Annotated in this window: 15 protein-coding genes and 3 pseudogenes; 9 read left to right on the forward strand and 9 right to left on the reverse strand. The window is 64.0% G+C overall.

Features of this window, described 5'->3' with window-relative positions; all coding sequences use genetic code 11:
* The first annotated feature begins 26 nt into the window (after window positions 1-26).
* The 6 genes and pseudogenes from CJD35_RS01030 (at window position 27) to acnA (ending at window position 9,311) form a co-directional block, all read left to right on the forward strand.
* Complete coding sequence (locus CJD35_RS01030) at window positions 27-1,025, forward strand: 2-hydroxyacid dehydrogenase (RefSeq protein ID WP_017184338.1); 999 nt, start codon at window positions 27-29, stop codon at window positions 1,023-1,025.
* A 68-nt stretch (window positions 1,026-1,093) separates the two neighbouring features.
* The gene (locus tag CJD35_RS01035; protein ID WP_017184339.1) at window positions 1,094-1,279 is read left to right on the forward strand and encodes a DUF1328 domain-containing protein; all 186 of its coding nucleotides are present in this window, start codon (window positions 1,094-1,096) and stop codon (window positions 1,277-1,279) included.
* Window positions 1,280-1,283: 4 nt separating this feature from the next.
* The gene (locus CJD35_RS01040) at window positions 1,284-1,499 is read left to right on the forward strand and encodes a DUF5818 domain-containing protein (protein ID WP_026002611.1); all 216 of its coding nucleotides are present in this window, start codon (window positions 1,284-1,286) and stop codon (window positions 1,497-1,499) included.
* A gap of 54 nt (window positions 1,500-1,553) precedes the next feature.
* The gene (locus tag CJD35_RS01045; protein ID WP_017184341.1) at window positions 1,554-3,308 is read left to right on the forward strand and encodes a DUF885 domain-containing protein; all 1,755 of its coding nucleotides are present in this window, start codon (window positions 1,554-1,556) and stop codon (window positions 3,306-3,308) included.
* Window positions 3,309-3,472: 164 nt separating this feature from the next.
* On the forward strand, window positions 3,473-6,238 hold the full coding sequence (locus CJD35_RS01050) for a bifunctional aconitate hydratase 2/2-methylisocitrate dehydratase (RefSeq protein WP_017184342.1): 2,766 nt from the start codon (window positions 3,473-3,475) through the stop codon (window positions 6,236-6,238).
* Window positions 6,239-6,642: 404 nt separating this feature from the next.
* Window positions 6,643-9,311: pseudogene (acnA, locus tag CJD35_RS01055) on the forward strand (aconitate hydratase AcnA).
* A 66-nt stretch (window positions 9,312-9,377) separates the two neighbouring features.
* Here acnA and CJD35_RS01060 read toward each other — a convergent pair.
* Together CJD35_RS01060 and CJD35_RS01065 are read right to left on the reverse strand one after the other, a co-directional pair.
* Window positions 9,378-11,021 carry a M28 family metallopeptidase gene (locus CJD35_RS01060; RefSeq protein ID WP_017184344.1) on the reverse strand — a complete coding sequence of 548 codons (1,644 nt, stop codon included), beginning with the start codon at window positions 11,019-11,021 and terminating at the stop codon, window positions 9,378-9,380.
* Window positions 11,022-11,080: 59 nt separating this feature from the next.
* Entirely contained in the window at window positions 11,081-11,737 is a 657-nt protein-coding gene (locus CJD35_RS01065; RefSeq protein WP_017184345.1) for a glutathione S-transferase, read from the reverse strand.
* Window positions 11,738-11,861: 124 nt separating this feature from the next.
* On the opposite strand from CJD35_RS01065, the gene CJD35_RS01070 reads away from it, so the two are divergent.
* A complete protein-coding gene (locus CJD35_RS01070) occupies window positions 11,862-13,085 on the forward strand; it encodes a polyhydroxyalkanoate depolymerase (protein ID WP_019051756.1) in 1,224 nt (407 codons plus the stop codon).
* A 448-nt stretch (window positions 13,086-13,533) separates the two neighbouring features.
* Here CJD35_RS01070 and CJD35_RS01075 read toward each other — a convergent pair whose 3' ends face one another.
* From CJD35_RS01075 to CJD35_RS23505, 3 genes and pseudogenes are all read right to left on the reverse strand, one after another.
* Window positions 13,534-14,874 carry an amidohydrolase family protein gene (locus CJD35_RS01075; RefSeq protein ID WP_017184347.1) on the reverse strand — a complete coding sequence of 447 codons (1,341 nt, stop codon included), beginning with the start codon at window positions 14,872-14,874 and terminating at the stop codon, window positions 13,534-13,536.
* On the reverse strand, window positions 14,871-16,256 hold the full coding sequence (locus CJD35_RS01080; protein WP_017184348.1) for an amidohydrolase: 1,386 nt from the start codon (window positions 16,254-16,256) through the stop codon (window positions 14,871-14,873). The genes CJD35_RS01075 and CJD35_RS01080 overlap by 4 nt, the downstream gene beginning before the upstream one ends.
* Window positions 16,253-17,774, reverse strand: a pseudogene (locus CJD35_RS23505) (peptide MFS transporter). The gene CJD35_RS01080 and the pseudogene CJD35_RS23505 overlap by 4 nt, the downstream one beginning before the upstream one ends.
* Before the next feature lie 137 nt (window positions 17,775-17,911).
* Here CJD35_RS23505 and CJD35_RS01090 point away from each other — a divergent pair.
* Both CJD35_RS01090 and CJD35_RS01095 read left to right on the forward strand, forming a co-directional pair.
* Window positions 17,912-18,489: pseudogene (locus tag CJD35_RS01090) on the forward strand (nitroreductase family protein).
* A gap of 72 nt (window positions 18,490-18,561) precedes the next feature.
* Complete coding sequence (locus CJD35_RS01095; protein ID WP_017184351.1) at window positions 18,562-18,906, forward strand: GntR family transcriptional regulator; 345 nt, start codon at window positions 18,562-18,564, stop codon at window positions 18,904-18,906.
* A gap of 153 nt (window positions 18,907-19,059) precedes the next feature.
* Here CJD35_RS01095 and CJD35_RS01100 read toward each other — a convergent pair whose 3' ends face one another.
* The 4 genes from CJD35_RS01100 to CJD35_RS01115 are packed head-to-tail and all read right to left on the reverse strand — an operon-like array spanning window position 19,060 to window position 25,928.
* The gene (locus CJD35_RS01100; RefSeq protein WP_086485746.1) at window positions 19,060-21,096 is read right to left on the reverse strand and encodes a tetratricopeptide repeat protein; all 2,037 of its coding nucleotides are present in this window, start codon (window positions 21,094-21,096) and stop codon (window positions 19,060-19,062) included.
* A complete protein-coding gene (gene prsR / locus CJD35_RS01105) occupies window positions 21,093-22,457 on the reverse strand; it encodes a PEP-CTERM-box response regulator transcription factor (RefSeq protein ID WP_017184353.1) in 1,365 nt (454 codons plus the stop codon). Before prsR ends, CJD35_RS01100 begins: the two co-directional genes overlap by 4 nt.
* A complete protein-coding gene (gene prsK / locus CJD35_RS01110; RefSeq protein ID WP_026002615.1) occupies window positions 22,457-24,529 on the reverse strand; it encodes an XrtA/PEP-CTERM system histidine kinase PrsK in 2,073 nt (690 codons plus the stop codon). The genes prsR and prsK overlap by 1 nt, the downstream gene beginning before the upstream one ends.
* A gap of 10 nt (window positions 24,530-24,539) precedes the next feature.
* Window positions 24,540-25,928: a TIGR03013 family XrtA/PEP-CTERM system glycosyltransferase gene (locus CJD35_RS01115; RefSeq protein ID WP_017184355.1), complete on the reverse strand. Its 1,389-nt coding sequence runs from the start codon at window positions 25,926-25,928 to the stop codon at window positions 24,540-24,542.
* Between the last annotated feature and the right edge of the window lie 144 nt (window positions 25,929-26,072).

Raw genomic sequence — 26,072 nt, forward strand, 5'->3', positions numbered from 1 at the left:
GCGCGGCCAGGCATAGCGGCCTTGGCATGGCCAAAAAACCGCGCCCCGCCAAGCCGCGCGTCATCGTCACGCGACGCCTGCCCCCCAATGTGGAGGCGCGCATGGCCGAACTGTTCGACGCCAGCTTCAATGTCGGTGATCAGCCGATGAGCCGCACCGAACTCGCCCGTGCCATGGCCCAGTGCGACGTGCTGGTGCCCTGCATCAGCGACCAGATCGACGCCACGCTGATCGCCGCCGCGCCGGACCGGCTGCAACTGCTGGCCAGCTTCGGCAGCGGCGTCGACCATATCGATCTCGCCGCCGCCCGCGCAAAGGGCATCATCGTCACCAATACGCCCGGCGTCCTGACCGAAGACACCGCCGACATGACGATGGCGCTGATCCTGTCGGTCCCCCGCCGCCTGGCCGAAGGGGAGAAGCTGGTGCGCAGTGGCGAGTGGCGCGGCTGGAGCCCGTCGGGGATGCTCGGCCACCGCATCGGCGGCAAGAAGCTGGGCATCATCGGCATGGGGCGCATCGGCCGCGCCGTCGCCCGCCGCGCCCGCGCCTTTGGCCTGACCATCGCCTATCACAACCGCCACCGCCTGCCGTTCGAGGTGGAGCAGGAACTGGAGGCGGAATGGGTCGGCGATGTCGACGGCCTGCTCGCCGCCTGCGACATCGTGTCGATCCACTGCCCGCTCAACGGCGATACGCGCGGGCTGATCGACGCACGGCGTATCGCACTGATGCGGCCCGACGCCTATCTCATCAACACATCCCGCGCCGAAATCACCGACGAAGCGGCGCTCATCGCCGCGCTGGACGAAGGCCGGATCGCGGGCGCAGGGCTGGACGTCTACACCCACGAACCCGCCGTCGATCCCCGCCTCTTCGCCCTCTCCAATGTCGTGCTGCTGCCGCACATGGGGTCCGCCACCTTCGAAGGCCGCGACGCCACCGGCGCGCGCGTCATCGCCAACATCCGCAGCTGGGTCGATGGCCACCGCCCGCCCAACCAGGTGCTGGAAGGCTGGGTCTGACCACGGAACCGCTGGTCCCGCCGCTCGTTCGGAAAGTATCGCCTTTCCAACGTCAGGGACATATTACCATGTTGAAACTCGCCCTCATCTCGCTCGTCATCGCCGGCGTCCTCGCCATACTGGGCTTTGGCGGCGCGGCTGGCACATTCGTCGGCATCGCCAAGATCCTGTTCTTCATCGCCCTTGCGGTCTTTGTTCTCTTCCTTGTCCTGGGCATGCTGGCTGGCAAGGGCATCAAGGACGCGATAGACTGAACCGATGGATATAGCTGGAGCAGAAACAGGCGCGGCTGTGGATGAAACGGGTCGATTGATCCGCGACGCCGCCGGCTTCCTGCTCCAGCGCGATCGGGGCGGCAGCTACCGGCTGGTGCTGCTGCGCGTCCCGGTCGATCTGGTCGAAAAGCGGGTCCGGGTCCGCGGCTACCACGCTGGCGACGGCATCGTCGAAGCGGACGGCGTCGCCCCGGCCTGATCCACCTGCCTGATCCTCTTGCCAAACGGGCCGGGACACGCGATCCCCTGTGCCATGCGCAAGATCATCGCCCTCCTCCTCGCCGTCGCCACACCAGTTCTGGCCCAAGCCCAAACGCCCCATGACGCCCTTGGCAAGGTTATGGACGATCATTGGGCCTGGTGGCTGTCGGTCCATCCGGTCGATGCCACCGCGCGCGGCGTGCGCGACTATGACGATCGCATCTACGACATTTCGCTGGCTGGCCGCGCCGCGCAGATCAAGGCGGAACAGGCATTCGTCGCCCGGCTCGACGCGATCGCCGACAGCGGCCTTGACTCCGCCGACCGGGTCAACCGCGCCGTGCTGCTGTGGATGCTGCGGGACGACATCGCCGGGGAAAGCCATCCCGCCGAACGGCTGATGCTGTTCACCACTTATTATGGCTGGCATCAGGGCTTTGCCAGCATGAGCGACGGCCTGCCCTTCTACAATCGCGCCGATTATGACAGCTATCTGAAGCGCCTTTCGCTCTACCCCCGGCAAAATGCCGACGCCCTTTCCATCACGCGGCAGGCGATCAAGGGCGGTTATGTCCAGCCCTGCTCGGTGCTGGGCAACTATGCCGCCAGCATCAGCGGCATCGTCGCGGGCAAGCCGCAGGACACGCGCTTCTACGAACCCTTCACCCGCGCCAGGCCCCGCGACATCAGCGATGCGGACTGGGCCGCGATGCAGGCCCGCGCCACCGCCCTCATCCGCGACGTGGTCGCGCCCGAATATTCCAAATGGCACGATCTGTTCGTGAAGGACTATCTGCCCGCCTGCCGCAAGAGCGACAGCGCCTCCACCCTGCCCGGCGGCGCGGCATGGTATGCCAGCCGGGTTCGCGCCCATACGACGACCGACCTCACCCCCGACCAGATCCATGCCATCGGCCTGTCCGAAGTCGCCCGTATCCGCGCCCGCATGGATGACGTCGCGGCCAAGGCAGGCTATCCCAGCCGCGCCGCCTTCATCGCCCATCTGCGCACCGATCCGCGCTATTATGCCAAAACGGCGGAGGAACTGCTGCAAGTCGCCGCGCGGCAGGCCAAGACGATTGACGGCCTGCTGCCCCGCTATTTCGGCACGCTGCCGCGCCTGCCCTATGGCCTCAAACCCATCCCCGCCGCCGAAGCGGAAGGGACGACGACCGCCTATTACATGCCCGGCGCACCTGAAAGCGGCATCGCGGGTACCTATTATGTCAACACGTCAAAGCTGGACCAGCGCCCCTATTGGGAACTGCCCGCCCTCACCGCCCATGAAGCAGTGCCCGGCCATCACAACCAGATCGCGCTGCAACAGGAATTGCCGCTGCCGCCATTCCGCAAATATCTGGCCAGCTTCACCGCCTATGTCGAAGGCTGGGCGCTCTACAGCGAATATCTGGGCGAGGAGATGGGCCTCTATGACACGCCCGAAAAGATGATGGGCCGCCTATCCTATGAAATGTGGCGCGCCTGCCGTCTGGTCGTCGACACCGGCATCCATGCCAAGGGGTGGGACAAGGCCCGCGCGGTCGCCTTCATGAAGGATAATAGCGCCCTGTCCGACGCCAATATCGACGCGGAGGTTAATCGCTATATCAGCTGGCCGGGACAGGCGCTCGGCTACAAGCTGGGCGAGATCAAGATCCGCGAATTGCGGGCCAGGGCAGAGGCCGCGCTGGGACCGAAATTTAACCTGCGCGCCTTCCACGACGCTGTACTGGCGCAGGGCGCGGTGCCGCTGACGGTGCTCGACAGCCAGATCGACGCCTGGATCGCCACGCAAAAGGCGCGCTAGTCGGCGCCTCCCCTTGTCCGAATTGGCAATTTTTGCTGCGCTGCGGCGACTTGCCAATACCCCTCCGTTCTACTACCGGGGGGCCAACAGCTCCCCAGACCGGGCATAAGTCGGCAAGTGGCGCTGCGCGTCGAGTCCGTACACTTTATGACGTTGGGAAAGAGATGAGCATTTACCTGGATTATCTGGCCGAAATCGACAGCCGCAAGACACAGGGACTTGCGCCCAAGCCAATCGACGATGGCGTCTTGCTTGGCGAAATCATCACCATCATCCAGGACGCGGCAAGCGAACATCGCGCCGACGCGCTCAAATTCTTCATTTACAACACATTGCCCGGCACCACGAGCGCCGCTGCCGTCAAGGCTGCCTTCCTCAAGCAGATCATCCTGGGCGAAGTGACCGTGCCGGAAATCACCCCGGCCTTTGCGCTGGAACTGCTCAGCCACATGAAGGGTGGCCCTTCGATCAAGGTGCTGCTCGACATTGCGCTGGGCGATGATGCCACCATCGCGGCTCAGGCGGGCGACGTTCTCAAGACCCAGGTTTTCCTCTACGACGCTGACATGTTCCGCCTGCGTGACGCTTACGCGGCGGGCAACGCAGTCGCGAAGGATGTGCTGGAAAGCTACGCCAACGCCGAATTTTTCGTAAAGCTGCCCGATGTCGAGGGCGAGATCAAGGTCGTCACCTTCATCGCGGGCGAAGGCGATATTTCGACCGATCTTCTGTCGCCGGGCAATCAGGCGCATTCGCGTTCCGACCGCGAACTGCACGGCCAGTGCATGATCTCGCCGGATGCGCAGCAGCAGATCCAGGCGCTCAAGATCCAGCATCCCGACAAGCGCGTCATGCTGATCGCCGAAAAGGGCACGATGGGCGTCGGCTCCTCGCGCATGTCGGGCGTCAACAATGTGGCGTTGTGGGCCGGCAAGCAGCAGAGCCCCTATGTGCCCTTCGTCAACTATGCCCCCGTCGTCGCGGGCACCAACGGCATCTCGCCCATCTTCGCGACCACCGTGGACGTGACCGGCGGCATCGGCATCAACCTTAAAAACTGGGTGAAGATGACCGGCCCGGATGGCAAGCCCATCCTCAATAATGACGGCAATCCGGTGCTGGAGGAAAAATTCTCCGTCGCGACCGGCACGGTGCTGAAAATCGACGTCAAGAACAAGAAGCTGACCGACGAAGCCGGCAACGAACTGGTCGATGTCGCGTCCGCCTTCACCCCGCAGAAGATGGAATTCATGAAGGCGGGCAGCAGCTACGCCATCGTGTTCGGCAAGAAGCTCCAGACCTTCGCTGCTGAAACGCTGGGCATCGAAGCCCCGCTCGTCTTTGCCCCGAACAAGGATATCTCGGTCGAAGGTCAAGGCCTGACCGCCGTTGAAAAAATCTTCAACCGCAACGCCGTCGGCGTCACGCCGGGCAAGGTGCTGCACGCCGGTTCCGACGTGCGCGTCAAGGTGAACATCGTCGGGTCGCAGGACACGACCGGCCTCATGACCGCGCAGGAACTCGAAGCGATGGCGGCCACCGTCATCTCGCCGCTGGTCGACGGCGCTTATCAGTCGGGCTGTCACACCGCGTCGGTCTGGGACAAGAAGGCGCAGGCCAATATTCCCAAGCTCATGTCCTTCATGAACAATTTCGGCCTCATTACCGCGCGCGACCCCAAGGGCCGCTATCATGCGATGACCGACGTCATTCACAAGGTTCTGAACGACATCACTGTCGATGACTGGGCCATCATCATCGGCGGCGACAGCCACACCCGTATGTCGAAGGGCGTGGCCTTTGGCGCGGACTCCGGCACTGTTGCCCTGGCTCTTGCCACCGGCGAAGCGACCATGCCGATCCCGCAGTCGGTCAAGGTCACCTTCAAGGGCAAGATGCAGCCCTATATGGACTTCCGCGACGTCGTCCACGCCACCCAGGCGCAGATGCTCGCCCAGTTCGGCGGCGAAAATGTGTTCCAGGGCCGCGTCATCGAAGTCCATATCGGTACGCTGCTGGCCGATCAGGCTTTCACCTTCACCGACTGGACGGCCGAAATGAAGGCCAAGGCGTCAATCTGCATCTCGCAGGACGAAACACTGATCGAATCGCTGGAAATCGCCAAGTCGCGTATCCAGATCATGATCGACAAGGGCATGGAAAATGCCGCCGGCACGCTGCAGGGCCTGATCAACAAGGCGGATGCGCGCATCGCGGAAATCCGGTCGGGCGTGAAGCCCGCACTGGCCCCCGACCCCAACGCCAAATATTTCGCCGAGGTCGTGGTCGATCTGGACCTGATCAACGAACCGATGATCGCCGACCCGGACGTCAACAATGCGGACGTGTCGAAACGTTACACCCACGACACCATCCGCCCGGTTTCCTATTATGGCGGCACCAAGAAGGTCGACCTGGGCTTCGTCGGGTCGTGCATGGTGCATAAGGGCGACATGAAAATCCTGGCCCAGATGCTCAAGAATATCGAGGCGAGCGAAGGCAAGGTCGAATTCAAGGCTCCGCTGGTCGTCGCCCCGCCAACCTATAATATCGTCGACGAGCTGAAGGCCGAAGGCGACTGGGACGTGCTCAAAAAATATGCCGGCTTCGAATTTGACGATGTCGCACCCAAGAGCGCTGCCCGCACCAGCTACGAAAATACGCTGTATCTCGAACGGCCCGGCTGCAACCTGTGCATGGGCAATCAGGAAAAGGCCGCCAGGGGCGATACCGTCATGGCCACCTCCACCCGCCTGTTCCAGGGCCGCGTCGTAGAGGACACCGACGAGAAGAAGGGTGAATCGCTGCTGGCGTCCACTCCGGTCGTCGTTCTCTCCTCCATATTGGGCCGCACGCCCAGCATGGATGAGTATAAGAGCGCTGTCACCGGCATCGACCTGACCAAGTTCGCGCCGCCCGTCGCCCACTGATCGGGGGTCTGGCAGACAATCCTCCCCTGTAAGGGGAGGTGTCGGCACGAAGTGCTGACGGAGGGGTGTCACCCTAACGATAGGGCGACACCCCTCCGTCTGGCCTGCGGCCATCCACCTCCCCTTGCAGGGGAGGAAGTATTTTGTTCGACACGCCAATGATGGCGAACCCGACAGTCTCACGTCGACAGCGGATACCCGACCTCGGCTGCCTCCCAAACATCTGCCTTGACCGACTTGGCAATTGACTTGGCACCGCTAGTTCCTATCTCCCTGCTACATCGGGACATACCTGCTTCGACCCATGGTTGGGGCGCCTCCTGCCCTCAGGCCGTCCGGCTTTTGGGCGGATCATGCGTCATCCTCCCGATCGGGCCGATGCTACCGCGAGGAGACGCATTTTCATGACCGCCATCGGACAGGACACATTGGGCACGCGCGACATTTTACATGTCGAGGGCAAGGACATCGCCTTTTACTCGCTCAAAAAAGCGGCGGCGAAGCTGGGCGACGTGTCGCGCCTGCCCTTCTCGATGAAGGTGCTGCTCGAAAATCTGCTCCGCTTCGAAGATGGCGTCACCGTCACGATCGAGGATATTCAGGCCATCATCGACTGGCAGAATGACAAGGGCAAGGCCGAGCGCGAGATTCAATATCGTCCCGCCCGCGTCCTGCTTCAGGATTTCACCGGCGTCCCCTGCGTGGTCGATCTCGCCGCCATGCGCGACGCGATGAATGCGCTGGGCGCCGACGCCAGCAAGATCAATCCGCAGGTGCCTGTCCACCTCGTCATCGACCACAGCGTCATGGTCGACGAATTCGGCACGCCCAAGGCGTTCGAGCAGAATGTCGAGATTGAATATCAGCGGAACATGGAGCGCTACGACTTTCTGAAATGGGGCAGCAAGTCCCTCGCCAATTTCTACGCGGTCCCCCCTGGCACCGGCATCTGCCATCAGGTCAATCTGGAAAATATCGCGCAGGCCGTCTGGTCGTCCGAGGATGCGGACGGCAATATCGTCGCCTATCCCGACACCTGTGTCGGCACCGACAGCCATACCACCATGATCAACGGCCTTGGCGTATTGGGCTGGGGCGTGGGCGGTATCGAGGCTGAGGCGGCGATGCTTGGTCAGCCTGTTTCCATGCTCATTCCCGAAGTCGTCGGCTTCAAGATGGTCGGCCAATTGAAGGAAGGCGTCACCGCCACCGATCTGGTGCTGACCTGCACCGAAATGCTGCGCAAGAAGGGCGTGGTTGGCCGCTTCGTCGAATATTTCGGCCCCGGCCTTGCCAGCCTGTCGCTCGCCGACCGCGCGACCCTTGCCAACATGGCGCCCGAATATGGCGCGACCTGCGGCTTCTTTGGCATCGATGACAAGACGCTCGACTATATGCGCCTGACCGGCCGCAGCGACGAAAATCTCGCGCTGGTCGAAGCATATGCCAAGGAACAGGGCTTCTGGATCGATCCGTCGGCGGAGCTGGTGTTTACCGATACGCTGGAACTGGACCTTGCCACCGTCGTCCCCAGCCTGGCCGGTCCCAAACGCCCACAGGACCGCGTCTCGCTGCCGCAGGTCGATGATGTGTTCAACGCCGATCTCGCGAACGTCTACAAGAAAGCGCAGCAGCGCGTGGCCGTAGAGGGCAAGGATTTCGACATTGGCGACGGCGACGTGACCATCGCGGCGATCACCAGTTGCACCAACACGTCGAACCCCGGCGTCATGCTGGCCGCGGGCCTGGTCGCCAAGAAGGCGAACGAACTGGGCCTCAGGCCAAAGCCCTGGGTCAAGACCTCGCTCGCCCCCGGCAGTCAGGTCGTCACCGACTATCTGGAAAAGGCGGGCCTCCAGTCGCATCTCGACGCGATCGGCTTCAATCTGGTGGGCTATGGCTGCACCACCTGCATCGGCAATAGCGGCCCGCTGGCCCCGCCGATCAGCGCCGCGATCAACGACAATGGTCTGGTCGCCGCCGCCGTCATTTCGGGCAACCGCAATTTCGAAGGCCGCGTGTCACCCGACGTGCGCGCCAATTTCCTGGCCTCTCCCCCGCTCGTCGTCGCCTATGCGCTCAAGGGCACGGTGATCGAGGATTTCATCACTACCCCGATCGGCGTCGGCAGCGCCGGGCAGGACGTCTATCTCAAAGACATCTGGCCCACCAATGACGACATCGCATCGACCATGGCGACCTGCGTGGACCGCGCCATGTTCCAGGCGCGCTACGCCAACGTCTATAAGGGCGACGCCCATTGGCAGGCGATCGACGTTACCGGATCGGACACATATCAGTGGCGTGCAGGCTCCACCTATGTCGCCAACCCGCCCTATTTCGAAGGGCTGAGCATGACCCCGGCCCCCGTCACCGACATTGTCGAGGCCAAGCCTCTGGCGATATTCGGTGACTCCATCACCACCGACCATATCTCGCCCGCAGGCTCCATCAAGGCATCCTCGCCAGCAGGCAAGTGGCTGTCCGAGCATCAGGTCGCGCAGGCCGATTTCAACAGCTATGGCGCGCGGCGCGGCCATCATGAAGTCATGATGCGCGGCACCTTCGCCAACATCCGCATCAAGAATCTGATGCTGGACGGCGTCGAGGGGGCATGACCCGCTACAAGGGCGAAACCCTGCCCATCTATGACGCGGCGATGAAGCACAAGGCGGACGGCACTCCGCTGGTCGTCATCGGCGGCAAAGAATATGGCACCGGATCGTCACGCGACTGGGCGGCCAAGGGCACCAATCTGCTGGGCGTTCGCGCGGTCATCGTCGAAAGCTTCGAACGCATCCACCGCTCTAATCTGGTTGGCATGGGCGTGCTGCCGCTTCAGTTCAAAAATGGCGACACGCGCGACACGCTGGGCCTGACCGGTGACGAAAGCTTCACCATCACTGGCGTTGGGAAGCTCAAGCCCCGTCAGGATGTCGAAGTCGCCGTGACCCGTGCCGATGGCTCGACCTTCACCTTCACCGCGCTCTGCCGGATCGACACGGTCAACGAGCTGGAATATTTCCTGAACGGCGGCATCCTGCAATATGTGCTGCGAAAGCTGGCTGCCTGACCGGCTGACCGCCTGACACCGCCATCCCGCGCCGTTATTTTTGGCCGGGATGCGCGGTTTTCGGGCTCAGGGCCGTGCGGTCGCGCTTGCGTCCCGCACCGACTTGAATTCGGACCCCGGCTTCCATTGCGGCCAGCGGGTCGACGTCGCAAGGTCTTGGCCGATCGCCAGCATCAGGTCCACATCCTGCGCTGCGCCGTCCAGTTTCCATGTCGCGTCGACCGCGTCACACGCCTGATGGTAGCATTGGCCGGTATAGGCATCGACCCAGGCCTGTCCCGCCGCCCGGCCGCCCTCGACCAGATCGGACGCGCCCGCAATCCCCATCATCAGCAGCACCGGCACGCCCCGCTTGGCCATGGAGAAATGATCGGCACGGTAGAACAGCCCGCGTTCGGGCAGGCTTTCAGGCGTCACGACCCGGCCCTGCGCAGCAGCAGCCCTGGCCAGGTCATCCTCCAGCGTCCCCTGCCCTTTGCCCACCAGAATGACGTCCTTCGCCTTGCCAGCGGTCTGGAGAATGTCGATCGTCAAATTGGCGACGGTTTTGTCGAGCGGCCAGACCGGGTTCTGGGCATAATGTTCCGAACCCAGCAGCCCCCTCTCCTCCGCCGTCCAGGCCGCGAACAGGATGCTGCGGTCCGGCGCGGCGCCAGCCTTGAAGGCGCGGGCGATCTCGAACAGGCCGGCGATGCCCAGCGCATCGTCATTGGCCCCGGCGCGATAGATCCGCCCCTGCGCGTCGGGCGCACCCTTGCCATAGGCATCCCAATGCGCGCCGTACATGACCGTTTCGTCAGGCCGTTTGGCACCAGGAATGCGGGCAAGGACATTGGCGCTCTTGATGACGTCCTGCGTCACCGGGAAAGCGGCGGAAAAGCTGGCCCCCTTCAACTCCACGGGCCGAAAGCCTTTCGACCGCGCCTTCGCGCGCAAGCTTGCAAGGTCCAGGCCCGCGCCTGCAAACAGCTTGGCCGCTGCCCCGCCCTCGATCCAGCCCTGTAGCTGGAGGCTGGTCAGCTTGTCGGGCGCGCGGACCAGATCATAATTTTCCCCGCCCGGACTGACGACCACATTCCAGCCATAGCCGGCGCCGGGCGTGTCGTGCACGATCAGCGCGCCAACCGCGCCGCGCCGGGCCGCTTCCTCGAACTTGTAGGTCCAGCGGCCATAATAGGTCATTGTCCGGTCGCCGAACTTGCCGGCTGCGTCATCGCCCTTGGCCGCTTCGAAATCCGGGTCGTTGATCAGAAAGACCGCGACCTTGCCTTTCAGGTCCGCGCCCTTGAAATCATCCCAGCCGCGTTCCGGGGCAGAAACGCCATAGCCGACGAACAGCAATGGCGCGCTGCTGATCGCAACCTTGTCGCGCGGCTGGAGGGTGGAAAGATAGACGTCCTTCCCCGCGGTCCACGCCGTCATGGCGCTTCCCTGCTTGACGCCCAGCACCTCCGCCTGGCCCAGCCGGGTGTGGAGCAGAGGCACGCTCTGCACCCATTGCCCATCCGGCCCGCCCGGCTCCAGCCCCAGCGCCTGAAAGCGACCGACCAGATAGCCGATCGTGCGCTCCTCCCCGACCGTGCCGGGGGCGCGGCCTTCGAACAGGTCGGACGCCAGAACGCGGACCGATTGTTCGAGTTGCTGCGGCGCGACCGTCTGGGCGTGAGCGGGAAGGGCGAGGAGGCCAAGAGCCAGTAATGCACGGGTCATGGCACAGGCTTACCCGCTACCAGCCATAAGCGAAAGGCCAGTGACGGGCGAAAGGACTGTCAGAATTCGATGTCGAGTTCTTCCATCTCGTCCGGTTCGATCCGCGCCTCGTCAATCCATTCGCGCATGATGTCCCACCCGTTGATCGTCTGACAATAGGCCGCCGCCTTCATGGACACCGGCACGGCATAGGTCAGGAACCGTTCGGCCACCGGCGCGAACATCGCGTCGGCGACAGTCGGCTTGTCACCGAACAGCCATGGCCCGCCATAGCTGTCCAGACATTCGGCCCAGATCGTCTCGATCCGTTCGATGTCGGGCTTGGCGCCCGGAAAGATCGGGAATTTGGCGTGGCGGACCTTCAGGTTCATCGGTAGGGCGGAGCGCAGATTGGCGAAACCGGAATGAATTTCGCCCGACACCGACCGGCAATGGGCGCGGGCGATCCGATCGGCGGGATACATGCCTGCATCGGGATATAATTCATGCAGATATTCCGCGATCGCGAGCGTGTCCCACACGCTCGCCCCTTCATGGGTCAGGCGCGGCACCAGTACGGATGGCGACAGCAGCAGCAATTCCGCGCGATTTTCCGGATCATCCAGCGCGACCAGCTTTTCCTCGACCTTCAGGCCCGCAATCCGGCAGAGCAGCCAGCCGCGCAGCGACCAGGACGAGTAATTTTTACTGGATAGAGTGAGCTCAGCAATGGGCATGACATTCCCTCCGGTCGGTCTTAACCTACATTTATGATGATGCGGTGCAACATATAATCCGTGTATAACGTTTTATACCAGAACCGATTCGGATGGACGGATTAAACAAGGCGCGCTTATAATCATGCGGATGCTATACAGTGGTTATCAGGCGTGGAACGATATGCTGGCGCCGGCACGCTTCGGGGCGCAGGTTGCGCTGGGGATGCGCGACAAATTGGGACCGATGGCCGACTGGGCCATGCCTCGGCGCATGTTCGCGCTGATGGACGTGTTTCAGGGTGCGCGGGTTACGCACAAGCGGCCACCCTACGCCATTACGTCGGTACGCAGCGGCAATGCCGATGTGGCGGTGCGCGAAGAGATCGTCCTCGACCTGCCCTTTGGCGACCTGCTGCACTTCGTCAAGGATGAGGTGGACACCGCCCAGCCGCGCGTGCTGGTGGTGGCGCCGATGTCGGGTCATTTCTCCACCTTGCTGCGCAGTACTGTGGAGACCCTGCTGCGGGACCATGACGTCTATATTACCGACTGGAAAAATGCCCGCGACGTGCCGCTGGCGGCGGGGCGTTTCGGCTTTGAGGATTATGTCGATTATATAATCCGCTTTTTCCAGACGATGGGCCCCGGCGCGCATCTGCTGTCGGTATGCCAGCCCTGCGTCCCTGCGCTGGCGGCGGTGGCGGTCATGGCGGAGGATAAAGACCCCGCGACGCCCAAGTCGATGACGCTGATGGGCGGGCCGATCGACACGCGGGTCGCGCCCACCGTGGTCAATGATCTGGCCAACGACAAGCCGATCGACTGGTTCGAGAAGAATCTGATCTCCATCGTCCCCTTCCGCTATGCCGGGCGCGGTCGTGAAGTCTATCCCGGCTTCGTACAACTTTCCGCCTTCATGGCGATGAACATGGAACGGCACGGATCGCAGCATCGCGAACTCTATCAGCTTCTGGCCGACGGCAAGACGGTCGAGGCGGACAAGATCAAGAGTTTCTACGAGGAATATTTCGCGGTCCTGGACATGACCAAGGAATTTTACCTGGAGACGGTCGATCTGGTGTTCCAGCGTACCTTGCTGGCCAAGGGCGAATTGATGCACCGTGGCCGTCCCGTCAATCCGGGCGCGATCCGCAAGACTGCCCTGCTGACGGTCGAGGGCGAGAAGGACGATGTCTGCGCCGTGGGCCAGACAGCGGCGGCCCATGCACTCTGCACCGGCCTTCGCCCGCACCTCAAGCGCCACCATTTGCAACCTGGCGTTGGCCATTATGGCGTCTTTTCCGGCAGCAAATGGGAAAAGCAGGTCTATCCGCAGGTGCGGAACATGATCCTGTCGATGAACTGACGGCCCGGCAAAGGGCAAGCGTCGAATAGGAAATGCGGGGCTTAGCTTCGCATATTTCCCGGCAATCATGATATTTTCGTGCGCGATGCGGACAGGATGTTACGCATCCTGCGATGGCTGGTGCATGCGAAACTTCGCAAACTTCGCCCATATCGCTTATGGAAAATTCGGGTGACGTTTGGCGGTCGGCCATGCGGTGCGCGCGGTCGAATATGGCGTGTGAACGATGGGAAGGAACCGGGCGCGCTTTTAGCAGGCGGGGCGGGTGTAGGACAGCGAGCGTCCTCCCCCTTTTCCCAACTGCGGCATAGCGCGCGATGGCTTGAGGGTTTTTCTCCACCTCCGTTCGTTTCGAGCGAAGTCGAGAAACACCGAGCAGGTTTCTCGACTTCGCTCGAAACGAACGGGACCGGGTAGCGGCTGCACGCCCTACCGCCGCCCCCTCACCCTACCATTCATACGCCTTGGGCAGCGCGCCCTCCTGCGGCGTCGCGTAGCGGTCGCGCAGCTTTGTCTGGCGGTTGTCGATGGGTTGCGGCACGCCGTCGATCCACACCGCGATCGGCGCGGATGTCATTTCCAGCGGATCGCCATCCCATAGCACGACATCCCCTGCCCGCCCCGGCTTCAGTGAGCCGATCCGGTCGCCCAGCCCCATGGCTTCGGCGGGGGCGCTGCTGATGGTGCGGAGCGCCTGCCCCCAACTGAGGCCGGTGGCGCCCGGCACCTTGTTCAGCGCCACCATATTGCCCGCCTGCTGGGTCGCGAGGCGCAGTTGCAGCCCTTCGTCGCGGTCCATCAGCCCCATGGAGACGATGACGCCTGCCTTCACCATCCGCCCGACATTGCTCTGGGTCGCGGCCAGCTTTTCAAAGCTGGAGGGAAGGTCGTCGAGGCCGCCCGCGATCACCGGCACCTTGGCCGCCGCGATTTGCGGCGCGACCATCCAGCCTTCGGCAGCGCCCGCGATAATGAGCTTGAGCGCAGGAAAATCCTGACGCAGCGACAGGACGGTCACTATGTCGCGCGCGCTTTCGACATGGACCATCAGCGGCATTGCCCCGGAGACGACCGGCACCAGCGCCTGCGCATCCACCCGGTTGAGCAGCGCATCCTTCGAGCGCCCGTCATAGCTGGCAGGCGCCTTGGCATAATCCTGCGCCTCGCGCAGCATCGTCCTGAAGGTCAGGATCGCGGCGGGACGGCTGCCGCCCGCATCCTTGGCCCCCTCCTCGCCCAGTTCGACATATTGGAAGGCGCGCGCCCTGGTGATGGCATTCATGTCCGCGCCAAGGTCCACCACCGCGCCCTGCCCGGCGAAAATGCCGATGCCGGTCGACGGTACGACGACGGCGCGGGTAATGCCCGCCGTGCGGCTGATCGCGATCGGGTTGGCAAGCGGGTTGATCGCCGGAGCGACGTCAATCGCGGCGGAAAAGGGCGACCGCGCGCTGGCGTCATTGGTTTCGTTGACCGCAGGCACCTCTACCAGACCGACGCGCGAGTATCCCGATACCAGACCCGGCGTCACCCATTTGCCGCCCGCATCGATGGCCTTGATGCCCGGCGGAATGGCAATGCCCGCGCCAGCGGCCGTCACCTTGCCGGCGCTGATCAGGACAGTGCCGTTGCGGATGGGTTCAGAGCCATCGCCAATGGCGAGGGTCGCGCCGGTGATGGCGAGGGACTGGGCGAGCGCGGGGGTGGAGAGCAGCGCAAGAGCCGCGAAGGCTGCGCGAGGGCTTCTCGACTTCGCTCGAAGCGAACGGATGTTGGATGCCGTCATCATTTCACGTCTCCCGCGCCGATCTGGCCGAGTTCAAAATCGCTGACCGGGCGCAGTTTGGGATTGGCGCTGTCATAGAGCAGCGCCCCATCGATCCACACCTTCTCCGGCCTTGTATAGGTGCTGAACGGATTGCCGTTCCACAGCACCACGTCGGCCATCTTGCCGACTTTCAGACTGCCGGTCTGATCGGCAATCCCCATCGCCCGCGCGGGGTTGATAGCGAGCCAGGTCCACGCCACCTCGTCAGCGATGTCGATGCCCATCCGGCGGCCAGCCCCCAGCGCCTTGGCCGCCTCCTGATTGAGCCGCTGTATGCCGTTTTCATCATCGCTATGGACGATGGTGCAGGCGCCTGCCCGGTGGACCAGCGGGATATTCTCCTTGATCCCGTCATAGGCTTCCATCTTGAAGCCATACCAGTCGCCCCACAGCGCTGCGCAAATGCCGTTATCGCGCAGCAGGTCGGCAATCTTATATGCTTCGACTGCATGGTGAAACGCCGTGACCTTGTAGCCGAACTCCTTGCTCATATCGATGACATTGGCCATTTCGTCGGCGCGGTAGCAGTGGTTATGGACCAGGATCTTGCCCTCCAGCACATCGGCCAGCGTTTCCATGCCAAGGTCACGGGTCTGATCTTTTCCGGCGGCGCGCTTCTTCTGATATTCGCGCGCCTTGATCCAGGTCTGGCGATTGACCGCCATATTGCCCATGCGGGTGGAAGGCTCCCGCCCCTTCGAGCCATAAACCCGCTTGGGATTTTCGCCGCACGCCATTTTCAGGCCATAGGGCGCACCGGGGAATTTCATCCCCTGCATCGTGCGGGCGGGGACGTTTTTCAGCGTGACGCTGCGCCCACCGAACAGATTGGCCGATCCGGGCAGGATTTGCAGGCTGGTGACACCGCCATTGGCCAGTGCCCGGCCAAAGCCTGCATCCTGCGGCCAGATACTATGTTCGGCCCATACATGGGCGGTGACCGGCGACGTCGCTTCATTGCCGTCGGACAGCGCATCCACGCTGGGGCTGGGATAATCGCCCAGATGGCTGTGTATGTCGATGACGCCCGGTGTCACATATTTGCCGGTGCCGTCGAACACCGCGATGTCGGCAGGGATTGGCGTGTCGGGGCCGCCGATCGCGGTCACCTTGCCATCGGACAGGAAGATGACGCCATTGTCGATCCGGCCCCCCTCCCCGTCGAAAATGGTCGCGCCCCTGATCGCCGTGGCGACACCGGGATAGGCCTTGTAGGTCGAGGGATAGGGATTGTCCGGCTCGGCCGAACTGCCCTGTGTCGGGGCGGGCGCTTCCCTGTCCTTCTTCGCACCGGCAGGGGTAGCCGCGCTGACGAGCAGCGCAGCGATCAAGATCAACCTCATGGACGTTCCTCCGCGCCAATCGTGTCGAGATGCATCAGCCGCGTGATCATTGGCGAAACCAGCAATACGATCACGCCGACCCCGATCGAAAACCAGCCGATGCGACTATAGACGTCCAGCACCTGCGCCACGCCGTTCGCATCGCCGCTGCCGGTCGCGCGGGCAATCAGGCCAGCGATGAAATTGCCCGCCGCCATCGCCAGGAACCAGGTGCCCATCACCAGCCCGACCATATTGGGCACCGACAGCCGCGTCATCGCCGACAGGCCGACGGGGGAGAAGCACAGCTCCGCCATGGTGTGGAACAGGTAGATGAGGATGACGAACAGCAGCGGGGTCAGATCCTGTCCCGCCATCGCCGCACCCGCCACCAGCACCAGAAAGCCCGCGCCGCACAATATGAGGCCGATGCCGAATTTGGCGGGGGATGAGGGTTCGAGGCGGCGCTTGTCGAGGAAGGTCCACAGCACGGCGAATAGCGGCGCGAGCAGAATGATGAAGATGGAATTGACCGACTGGAACATCGATGCGGGAATATCCCATCCCAGCACGGTGCGGTCGACATTGCGATCGGTAAAGATGTTGAGGGACGATCCGGTCTGTTCAAACAGACCCCAGAATAGCGGGTTGAGCGCGATCAGGAACAGGGCGGCGAACATGCGGTCGCGATCGATCTTGCCCAGCGTGCCGAGCGTGCGCCAGACGATGTAGATGACCGTCAGCGCCGCGAAGGCGAGCAGCGCATAACCCAGCAATTCGGCATAGCGGATGACGAACCAGATCGCGGCGACGCCCAATATCGCGCCCAGATAGATGGTCCATTCCTGGCTGACGCCTGCAACCGCTGGCGCGCGCAATTGCTGCGGCGCGGGCGGCTCCCCTTGCCCAGCAGCCAGGGGGTGAGCCAGACGAACATCACAAGACCCAGCAACATGCCGACCCCGGCCGCGCCAAAGCCCCAGCCCCAGCCCATCGTTTCCCCCAACAGGCCGCAGACCAGCGGGCCGATTGCCCCGCCAGCATTGATGCCCATGTAGAAAATGGAGAAGGCCGGATCACGGCGGGCATCGTCGCGCGGATAGAGTTCGCCCACCAGCACGGAGATATTGGCTTTCAGAAAGCCGGTGCCGACGATGATGCTGGCCAGCGCCAGATAGAAGCCGTTGAGATAGACCGGGTCTTGCCCCCCGGCCCCTCCGTCACCGCGATCAGGAAATGACCGAAGGCGATGAACAGCCCGCCCGCCAGCACCGCCTTGCGCGGCCCCAGGAATCGATCGGCCAGATAGCCGCCGATGACCGGGGTGATATAGACGAGCGAGGTATAGGCCCCGTAGAGCAGATAGGCCCTGTCCTCCCCGAACAGGAAATGTTTGGTGAGGTAGAAGATCAGGATGGCGCGCATCCCATAGTAGGAAAAACGCTCCCACATCTCCGCGAAAAACAGCAGAAACAGGCCGCGCGGATGGCCAAGCCAGGTCTTGCCCGCTGCCGCCGTGCCAGAAATTGAGGTCGCCATCAGCTACCCTTGTCTTTTATGTGTGCCGGTCCGCCGAACGGGGACCAGAGGATGGCGCGAGACTAGAGCCTATTTCGCATCTGTCAAAAGCGCAGGCGGCCCTTGCGTCAAAGCGGGTGCCGCGCCATCTGGATGCGATGTTCAATGACCGCTCGACCCCGCTCACCCTGCTCCAGACCCGCCGATCGGGCAAACCGCGCGACCTGATCGCGCCCGGCCCGGACGATGCGCAACTGCGCCAGATATTGGAGGTGGCGATCCGCACGCCCGACCACGGCAAGCTGGCGCCATGGCGTTTCGTCATCGTGCCGCTGGAAAAGCGCGCGGCGCTGGCCGACCTGCTCGAAGCCGCCTATCGCGCCGAAAAGCCCGATGCCGGTCGGCTGGAGATAGAGGCGATGCACCAGTTCGCGCATCAGGCGCCGACATTGGTGGTGGCCCTGTCCGCCCCCGTCGCGGGCAGCAAGATACCGGCGTGGGAACAGACATTGTCCGTGGGCGCGGCGGTCATGAACCTGCTCAATGCGACCCATGCGCTGGGCTTTGCCGGGGCTGGCTGACCGGATGGCCGACCTATAATGACAATGTGCGCGCGGCCTTTGGCAAGGAGGGCGAGAGCATCGCCGGATTCATATTCATCGGGACGCCCGGCAAACCGCAGGAAGAGCGGCCAAGGCCAGATTATGACGACATCATATCGATCTGGGACAGATAGTTACGCAAACGACCCGATCCAGCGCAAGCAACTGGCTTGCGCGCATCGCTGTATTATGGCACTGATGCAGTTATGGCCGACGATTCCAAACCCGTCTATCTCCGCCTGCGAGAGATAATTGCCGCATCCATATTGGACGGTGAATTTAGCGATGGCGACATGCTGCCATCCGTCCGCGCCTTTGCCGCGCAGCAGGGGGCCAATCCGCTGACGGTCGCCAAGGCCTATCAAAGCTTTCAGGATGATGGGCTGGTCGTGGTCAAGCGTGGCGTCGGCATGTTCGTCGCCGACGGCGCAACCCGCCGCCTGCGCGTGGCGGAGCGGGCGCATTTTCTGGAAACCGTCTGGCCCCCGGTCGCGGCGCAGATCCGGCGGCTGGGCCTGCGGGTCGAGGAACTGGACGCGCAGAAGGCGTAAGCGGGCCGCGCGCTTTTCCTGTCGTTCCGGGCCCATTCTCCAACCTCCGTTCGTTTCGAGCGAAGGCGAGAAACCGTGGCGCTGAGGTTTCTCGACTTCGCTCGAAGCGAACGGGACAAGGGACACGCAACGCGACGCAGGGCGGAGGATGTCCTAAAGCGCCGCCAATGCGTCGACAGCCTCTTGCCGCCCCGCAAAATTGGTAGCCGCTGCCTGCCCCAGCGCCAGCTTCGCATCATCCTTGCGCCCGGCGGCGGCATAGGCCTGCCCCAGATGGAGTTGCAGCACCGGGTGGCCGGGCGCCAGCGCCACCGCCTTTTCCAGCAGATCGACCGCCGCCGGCCCCTTGTCGCCGGTGCGCAGCAGCGTCCAGCCATAGATGTCGGCGCTCATCGGGTTGGCGGGCATCAGGCGATAGGCATGGGCGGCATAGGCCAGCGCGGACTGGCGATCCCCGGTTCCCAGTGCGGCGCGGGCCAGGTCGGCCATCAGCACGGCGTCGCCATTCCCGGTCTGCGCCCGCACTGCCTGCAACAGGCGCAGCGCAGTGCGCCAATCCTGCCGCTGCATGGCGACGGTGGCGGCAAGGCGCTGGGCTTCCGCGTCATTGGGATGCTGGGTCAGGAACAGTTGTACGACCTGCGCCGCGCGCACGGCATTGCCCGCCTGCCCCCATGCCGCGGCAAGACGCATGGCGGCGGCCCGGTCGAACCGGATATTGGCCGCGGCCTCATAGGCGCGCGCGGCGTCGGCCGGGCGGCCCGCTGCGCCCAGCGCGTCACCGTGGATCAGCCAGGCGTCGGGCGCACCGGGATTGGCGCGGCTCAGCGATTGGGCGCGCGCCAAGGCTTCGCCGGTGCGGCCAGTGCTCAGCAGCGCCCGGATATAGGGGATATTGTCGCGCGCGGTGGCGGTGCTGGCGGGCGGCGGCCCGTTGGCCAAAGCGGCGTCGCGGGGGCTGGCAAAGGAATCGGCGGCAGCACGCACCGGCCAGGCGGCGCGGGCCAGCATGTCGGCGGCCATCGTCCGGTCGCCCAATCCCTCCTGCGCACGCGCGGCCAGCGTCAGCACATAGGGATCGGCATCGCGCTGCGCGACGATCGGCGCCAGCATCGTAGCGGCGGTGGCATAATCGCCGGTCATATATTGGGCGCGGGCCAACAGGGTGCGGGCGGTGCGATTGTCGGGCTGCGCCGCGACCAGCGGGGCCAGCGCCTCGGTAGCAAGGACGGCGTTGCCCTCCTGCAAGTTCAGCACGCCGCGCAGCAGGCGAGTGGCCGGTTCATCGTCCAGCTGGCCCTGGGTCCGGTCCAGCAGCGAACGGGCCAGATCCGCCTTGCCCGCGCGCGCCGCCATCACCGCCTGCATCATCCAGGCGCGGGCATTGGCAGGGTCCAGCGCCAGGATGCGGCGCGTGAGGGCAAGCATCGCGCTGGCGGACCCGGCATCGGCCAGCGTCGCGGCATATTGCTCCATCGTCGGGATCAAATCGGGCCGAACCGCCAGCGCTCGGTCGAACCAGGGTAGCGACGCCGTCAGGCCATATTGGGCGCGGGTCAGCTCCCCGCGCAGCGTCAATGCCCGCGCGTCGGCAGGGTTCAGCGCCACCGCCCGGTCAGCCGCCGCAATCGCCCCCGCCTGATCGCCGGTCGCCAGCCGGAAGCGGCCAAGCTCGACCCAGTTTTCCGCATCATCGGGCGCGATCGCCAGCGCGTTGGCCAGCGCTTTTTGCGCCCCCGCCATGTCCCCCTGCGCCATGGCGGCCCGCGCGATCACACGCGCAGCCATGTCCAGGTCGCTGTCGGGCACATCGGCGGCGCGCGCTTCCTTCAGCGCAGCGGCGGCATCGCCCTGCAACAACAGCGCCTGCGCCATGACGGCGCGGGTCTGCGACGGCGGCGCACCCAATGCGCGCGCGCGGGCCGCTTCGACCTGCGCCCCTGCCCCGTCGCCCAGTTCCACCAGCGTGCGCGCCTGCGCTTCCCGCGCGACCACGGATCGCGGCGCACCCTTGATCGCATTCATCAGTTCGATCCGCGCCGTGCGCGCGTCACCCCGGTCGAGCGCCGCCAGTCCGCGCGCCAGCGCGGCGCTGCCGTCCCGTTCATGCACGCGCCATTGCCACAGGCCCGCCACGCCCAGCAGCAGGACGATGATCCCGGCGATCAGGAAGATGCGCGTCCGGCTCATGCCTGCATCTGATATTGTTTGAGCAGATCGTAGAGGGTCGGGCGGCTGATCCCCAATATCTTCGCCGCGCCCGATATATTGCCGTCGGTGCGGGCGATGGCGCGGCGGATGGCGCGACGGTCGGCCATTTCGCGCGCGGCCTTCAGGTTCACGACCTCACCCCCGGCGGCGCGTTCCTCGTCCAGGTCCAGATCGGCCGCCGTCACCAGCTTGCCATCGGCCATGATGACCGCGCGCTTCATGCGATTTTCCAGTTCGCGCACATTGCCCGGCCAGGGCCAGGCGTCGAGCGCAGCCAGCGCGTCCGGGGCCAGCCCCTTGACCTGCGGGTTCATCTCTCGCGCGAAGCGCGCCAGGAAATGGCGGGCCAGCAGCGCCGGATCGCCGGGCCGGTCCTTCAGCGCGGGTATGCGGATAACGATTTCGGCCAAGCGATAATAGAGATCCTCGCGGAAGCTGCCCGCCGCGATCATCTCCTCCAGATTCTGGTGGGTGGCGCAAACGATGCGGGTATCGACCGCTATCGGGTTGCGACCGCCGACCCGTTCGATCGACCGCTCTTGCAGGAAGCGCAGCAATTTGACCTGGAGCGCCAGCGGAATGTCGCCCACTTCATCGAGGAACAATGTGCCGCCCTGCGCCTGCTCGATCTTGCCCGGCGTCGTCTTGACCGCGCCGGTGAACGCGCCCTTTTCATGGCCGAACAGTTCCGATTCCAGCAACGTCTCAGGGATCGCCGCGCAATTGATCGCAACGAACGCCCCGTTCCGGCGCGGGCTGGCATCATGCAGCCCCTGCGCCAGCAACTCCTTGCCGGTGCCGCTCGCCCCCAGCAGCAGGACGGAAACCTGCGCGCTCGCCACCCGCTCGATCGTGCGGGCCACCTTCATCATTTCGGGCGCCGCGCTGATCAGGCGGCCCAGCACCCGCCCATCATCCGGCGCGGTGTCGGCCAGCCGGGCATTTTCCCGCTCCAGCGCATGAACATGAAAGGCGCGGCGGACGATCATGCCCAGTTCGTCAATATCGACCGGCTTCTGGTAAAAATCATAGGCGCCGCCCGCAATCGCATCGAGCGCGCTTTCCCGCGCGCCATGGCCGGACGCGACGATCACCTTGGTATCGGGCTTGATCCGCAATATCTCCGCCAGCGTCGCAAAACCTTCGCTGGTGCCGTCCGGGTCCGGCGGCAGGCCAAGGTCGAGCGTCACGACATCGGGCGTTTCCGCGCGCAACATCTCGATCGCTTCGTCCCGGTCGCCCGCGATGAACAGCCGATAATCCTCATAGGCCCAGCGCAACTGGCGCTGGAGACCCGGATCATCCTCGACGATCAGCAATTTGGGGCGGGTGTCGCTCATCAGGCGGCTTTCTCTTGTCTGTCGTTCCGGGGGGCGAGCGGCAGGCGCAGGGTGAACCGGCTGCCAACGCCCATCTTGCTTTCAACATCGATCCGCCCGCCCATGGCCTGCGCCAGCGCGCGCGCTTCGAACGCGCCAATGCCAAAGCCGCCTGCCTTGCTGGAGGAAAAGGGCTTGAACAGATCGCGGCGGATATATTCCGCGCTCATGCCCCGGCCATGGTCGACAATCTCCACCAGCACGTCGCTGGCATCGGCGGACAGACGCAGATCGACCGGGCTGTCGGGCGCGCTGGCGTCGATGGCGTTCTGAAGCAGATGGGTGAGTATCTGTTCGACCCGCGCCGGATCGGCCAATGCCAGCGGCGCTGTGCCGACGACATTGACCGGATGCTGGCGCGCGCGGGTGCGGGCGACCTGATCGGCCATGTCGCGCAGGGACAGCGGACGAGGCTCCTCCGCCTTGCCCTTGTTATGCTGCGACAGGCGGGCGAGCATATCGTTCATCTTGCCGACCGATTCCTGCAAGGTCAGGATCATGTCCGCGCGGAAATCCGGATTGTCGGCATGACGCTGTGCATTGCGGGCGAGCAGCGAAAGCTGGCTCACCAGATTTTTGACGTCATGGATGATGAAGGCGAAACGGCGGTTGAACTCCTCGAACCGCTGCGCATCGTCCAGCGCCTGCTGCCCCTGCGCCTCGCTGATGTAGGTTGCGGCCTGCCGCCCGGCAGCGCGCAGCATGTCGAAATCCTCCCAGTCGAGCCGCCGGTCGATCGGCGGGCGGGCGAGCAGGATGGCGGCGATCAGGCGGCCATAATGGACCAGCGGCACCAGCGCCCAGGCGCGCCGGTCCTGCGTCATCCAGTCGGGGAATATCAGCGCGCCATCGCTGGGGCGGGGCTTGCCAAGATCGATGATCCAGCCGCTCCTTTCCCATGCCGCCACCATGTCAGGCGTCAGCGCAGCGCCATCGGGCAGGCCGCCGTCCCAGTTCCAGTGCGCCTCGAACGTCAGCGCATCCTGTTCGTCGCGCAGCATCAGCATGGCGGCGGGCGAATCGGTGATGTCGGCCACGGCCTTGGCCACGCGCTCGCCCAGTGGCGCGGCATCGTCGCCGGGGCGGCCGATCGTCTCGCCAAAACGCATCCATTCGGTGCGATAGTCATAGCGATGCTGGAAGAAATGCTTGGCGACCTGCACCTTCCACAGCGCGCGCATCTGGGGCGATGGCAACAGCACCAGCGCGGTGACGGCGGTGAAGAATACAGCGCCGATTTCCACCACGCGGGCATAGGGGCCAGCGATCAGTTCGATCAGGATCGCCGCTGCCGTCAGGACGATGACATAGAGGGCGATGGCGAAGAGCGAGAGCGACTGAAAGGTCAGCGTTCGCGAAAGTTGCAGGCGGCCCGCCATATCCTTGTGCATGCCCACCGCGATCACGGGGGCCAGCAGCGCCATCAACACGCCGCGCAGGGCGTAAAGTTCGCTGACCCTGGCGGGCGCGAAATAGCAGAGCACGTAGAGATTGAGGTCATAGGTCCACATCGCCGCCAGCGCGCCGAGCAACAGCGCCACCCCGACCCGCTCACGCGAGGGCCAGTTGGTGTAGAGATGATGGACCAGCAGCAGGCTGCCGATCGCGGTCATCATCCGCAGTACCAGCGACACGTTGACCAGCGCGCGATGCACGTCGCTGTCGGGCGACAATTGCCGCCAGATCAGATCGGTCGATGTCTGAAGCAGCAGCAGCCCGGCAACAGCGGCGTAAAGCGCGCTGATCGCCAGGATCGGTCCCGCCCGGCCCACCGGCCCGCGCCGCAGCATGACGAACATCGCCAGCAGCCAGGCGGCATTGCGGATGCTTTCGCCGATGCCGCTCAACGGTTTGGAAACGCCGCCAAAAGATATGTAGAGCGCCCAGCAGCTGGTGAGCAGCAACGCGACCGCCAGCATGCGCGGTTCAACGGCCTCTTCCCGCCGCCGCAGGATGAAGATGCCCAGCGCCGCAAACAGCACGGCCGCCAGCGCATGGCCCCAATCGCCGACAAATTGAAGCAGCGTGCCCATATCGAGCGCCTCAGCGCGCGCCGTCGGGCCAAAGGACAACCCGCAACGTCTGGATCAGGATCAGCAGGTCCAGGAATGGCGTGTAATTTTTGGCGTAGTAAAGATCATATTCCAGCTTGTGCCGGGCATCTTCGATCGACGCGCCATAGGGATAGTTGATCTGCGCCCAGCCCGTGATGCCGGGCTTCACCATATGGCGTTCGGCATAATAGCGCAGATGCTGTTCCAGATCCTCGACGAACTGGCGGCGTTCGGGGCGCGGGCCGACGAAGCTCATTTCGCCCTTCAGCACGGTCCAGGTCTGCGGCAGTTCGTCGATCCGCAATTTGCGCAGCCAATAGCCAAGCCGGGTGATGCGCGGATCGTCCTTTTCCGCCCAGACCGCCTGTCCATCGACTTCCGCATCGGTCCGCATGGTGCGCAGCTTCACGATCCAGAATTCCTGGCCGAACAGGCCGACACGCTGTTGCCGGTAGAAAGCCGGCCCCTTGCTGTCCAACTTCACCAATATCGCCGCGATCAGGATGACCGGGCCGGTCAGCGCCAGCAGCAGCGCACTGGCCAGAATATCGAACAATCGCTTGGCGAAGCTGGATATGCGGCGACCGGCGGAAAAGCCGTCCGAAAAGATCAGCCAGCTGGGATTGACGCTGGCGAGGTCGACGCGCCCTGTCTCCCGCTCCAGAAAGGTCGACAGATCGTTGACATGGACGCCGGTGGTCTTGATCCGCAAAAGGTCCGCCATCGGGATGGCGTTGCGCCGTTCCTCCAGCGCCAGCACCACTTCGCTGGCGTTCAGGCGGACGACGAAATCGGACAGGTTATAGATGGCGCTGCGGTTGATCGCTTCCTGCACCACCTGCGGCCCGTCATTCATGGCGATATAGCCAACGACGAGATAGCCAGCGCCCTTCTTCTTTTCCAGTTCGCGGATGCGATCGGCGCGATTGCCCGCGCCGAGCACGACAAGGCGCCGCTTGAAAGCTTCGCCGCCCAGCATCGAGCCGAGCACCAGCCGGACCGCCAGTAGCAGACCCATCGCCAGCCCCATGGCGTAGAGCGAATTGGAGCGCCACAGCGTCATGCCGGGCAGCAGGAAATAGAGGACGGAGAGGAAAATGACGCCCAGCGACACAGCGACCAGCAAGCGCGCAAAGGCGAATCGGATGGATTGCAGCGCTTCGGTACCATAGACGCCGACCGCGATCATGCCGGTCTGGATCGCGACGGCAAAGCTGAGCAACGGGCCCATGCGGGTCATCACATGGTCGATATCCATGCCAATCTGGCGCGCGCGCAATATCCAGCCGCCCTCCGCCGCGCACAGCAGCAGCACGAAATCGAGCAGCCCCAGCAGCAGCACGGCATGCGGCACATAATGTTTGAACAGCCTGATCATCGTCGCACTATCGGTCCCGGTGGTGTCGGACTTGGCCTTACAATGACTGTAAGAAAATCCGACAGGGCCATACCCTGCCCGAAAATGGCAAAGAAATCCTGAATCTGTGCGCCGATCGCGGTCAACCCATGATCAGCCATGGGG

The sequence above is a fragment of the Sphingobium xenophagum genome, assembly GCF_002288285.1.
GTDB lineage: Bacteria > Pseudomonadota > Alphaproteobacteria > Sphingomonadales > Sphingomonadaceae > Sphingobium > Sphingobium xenophagum.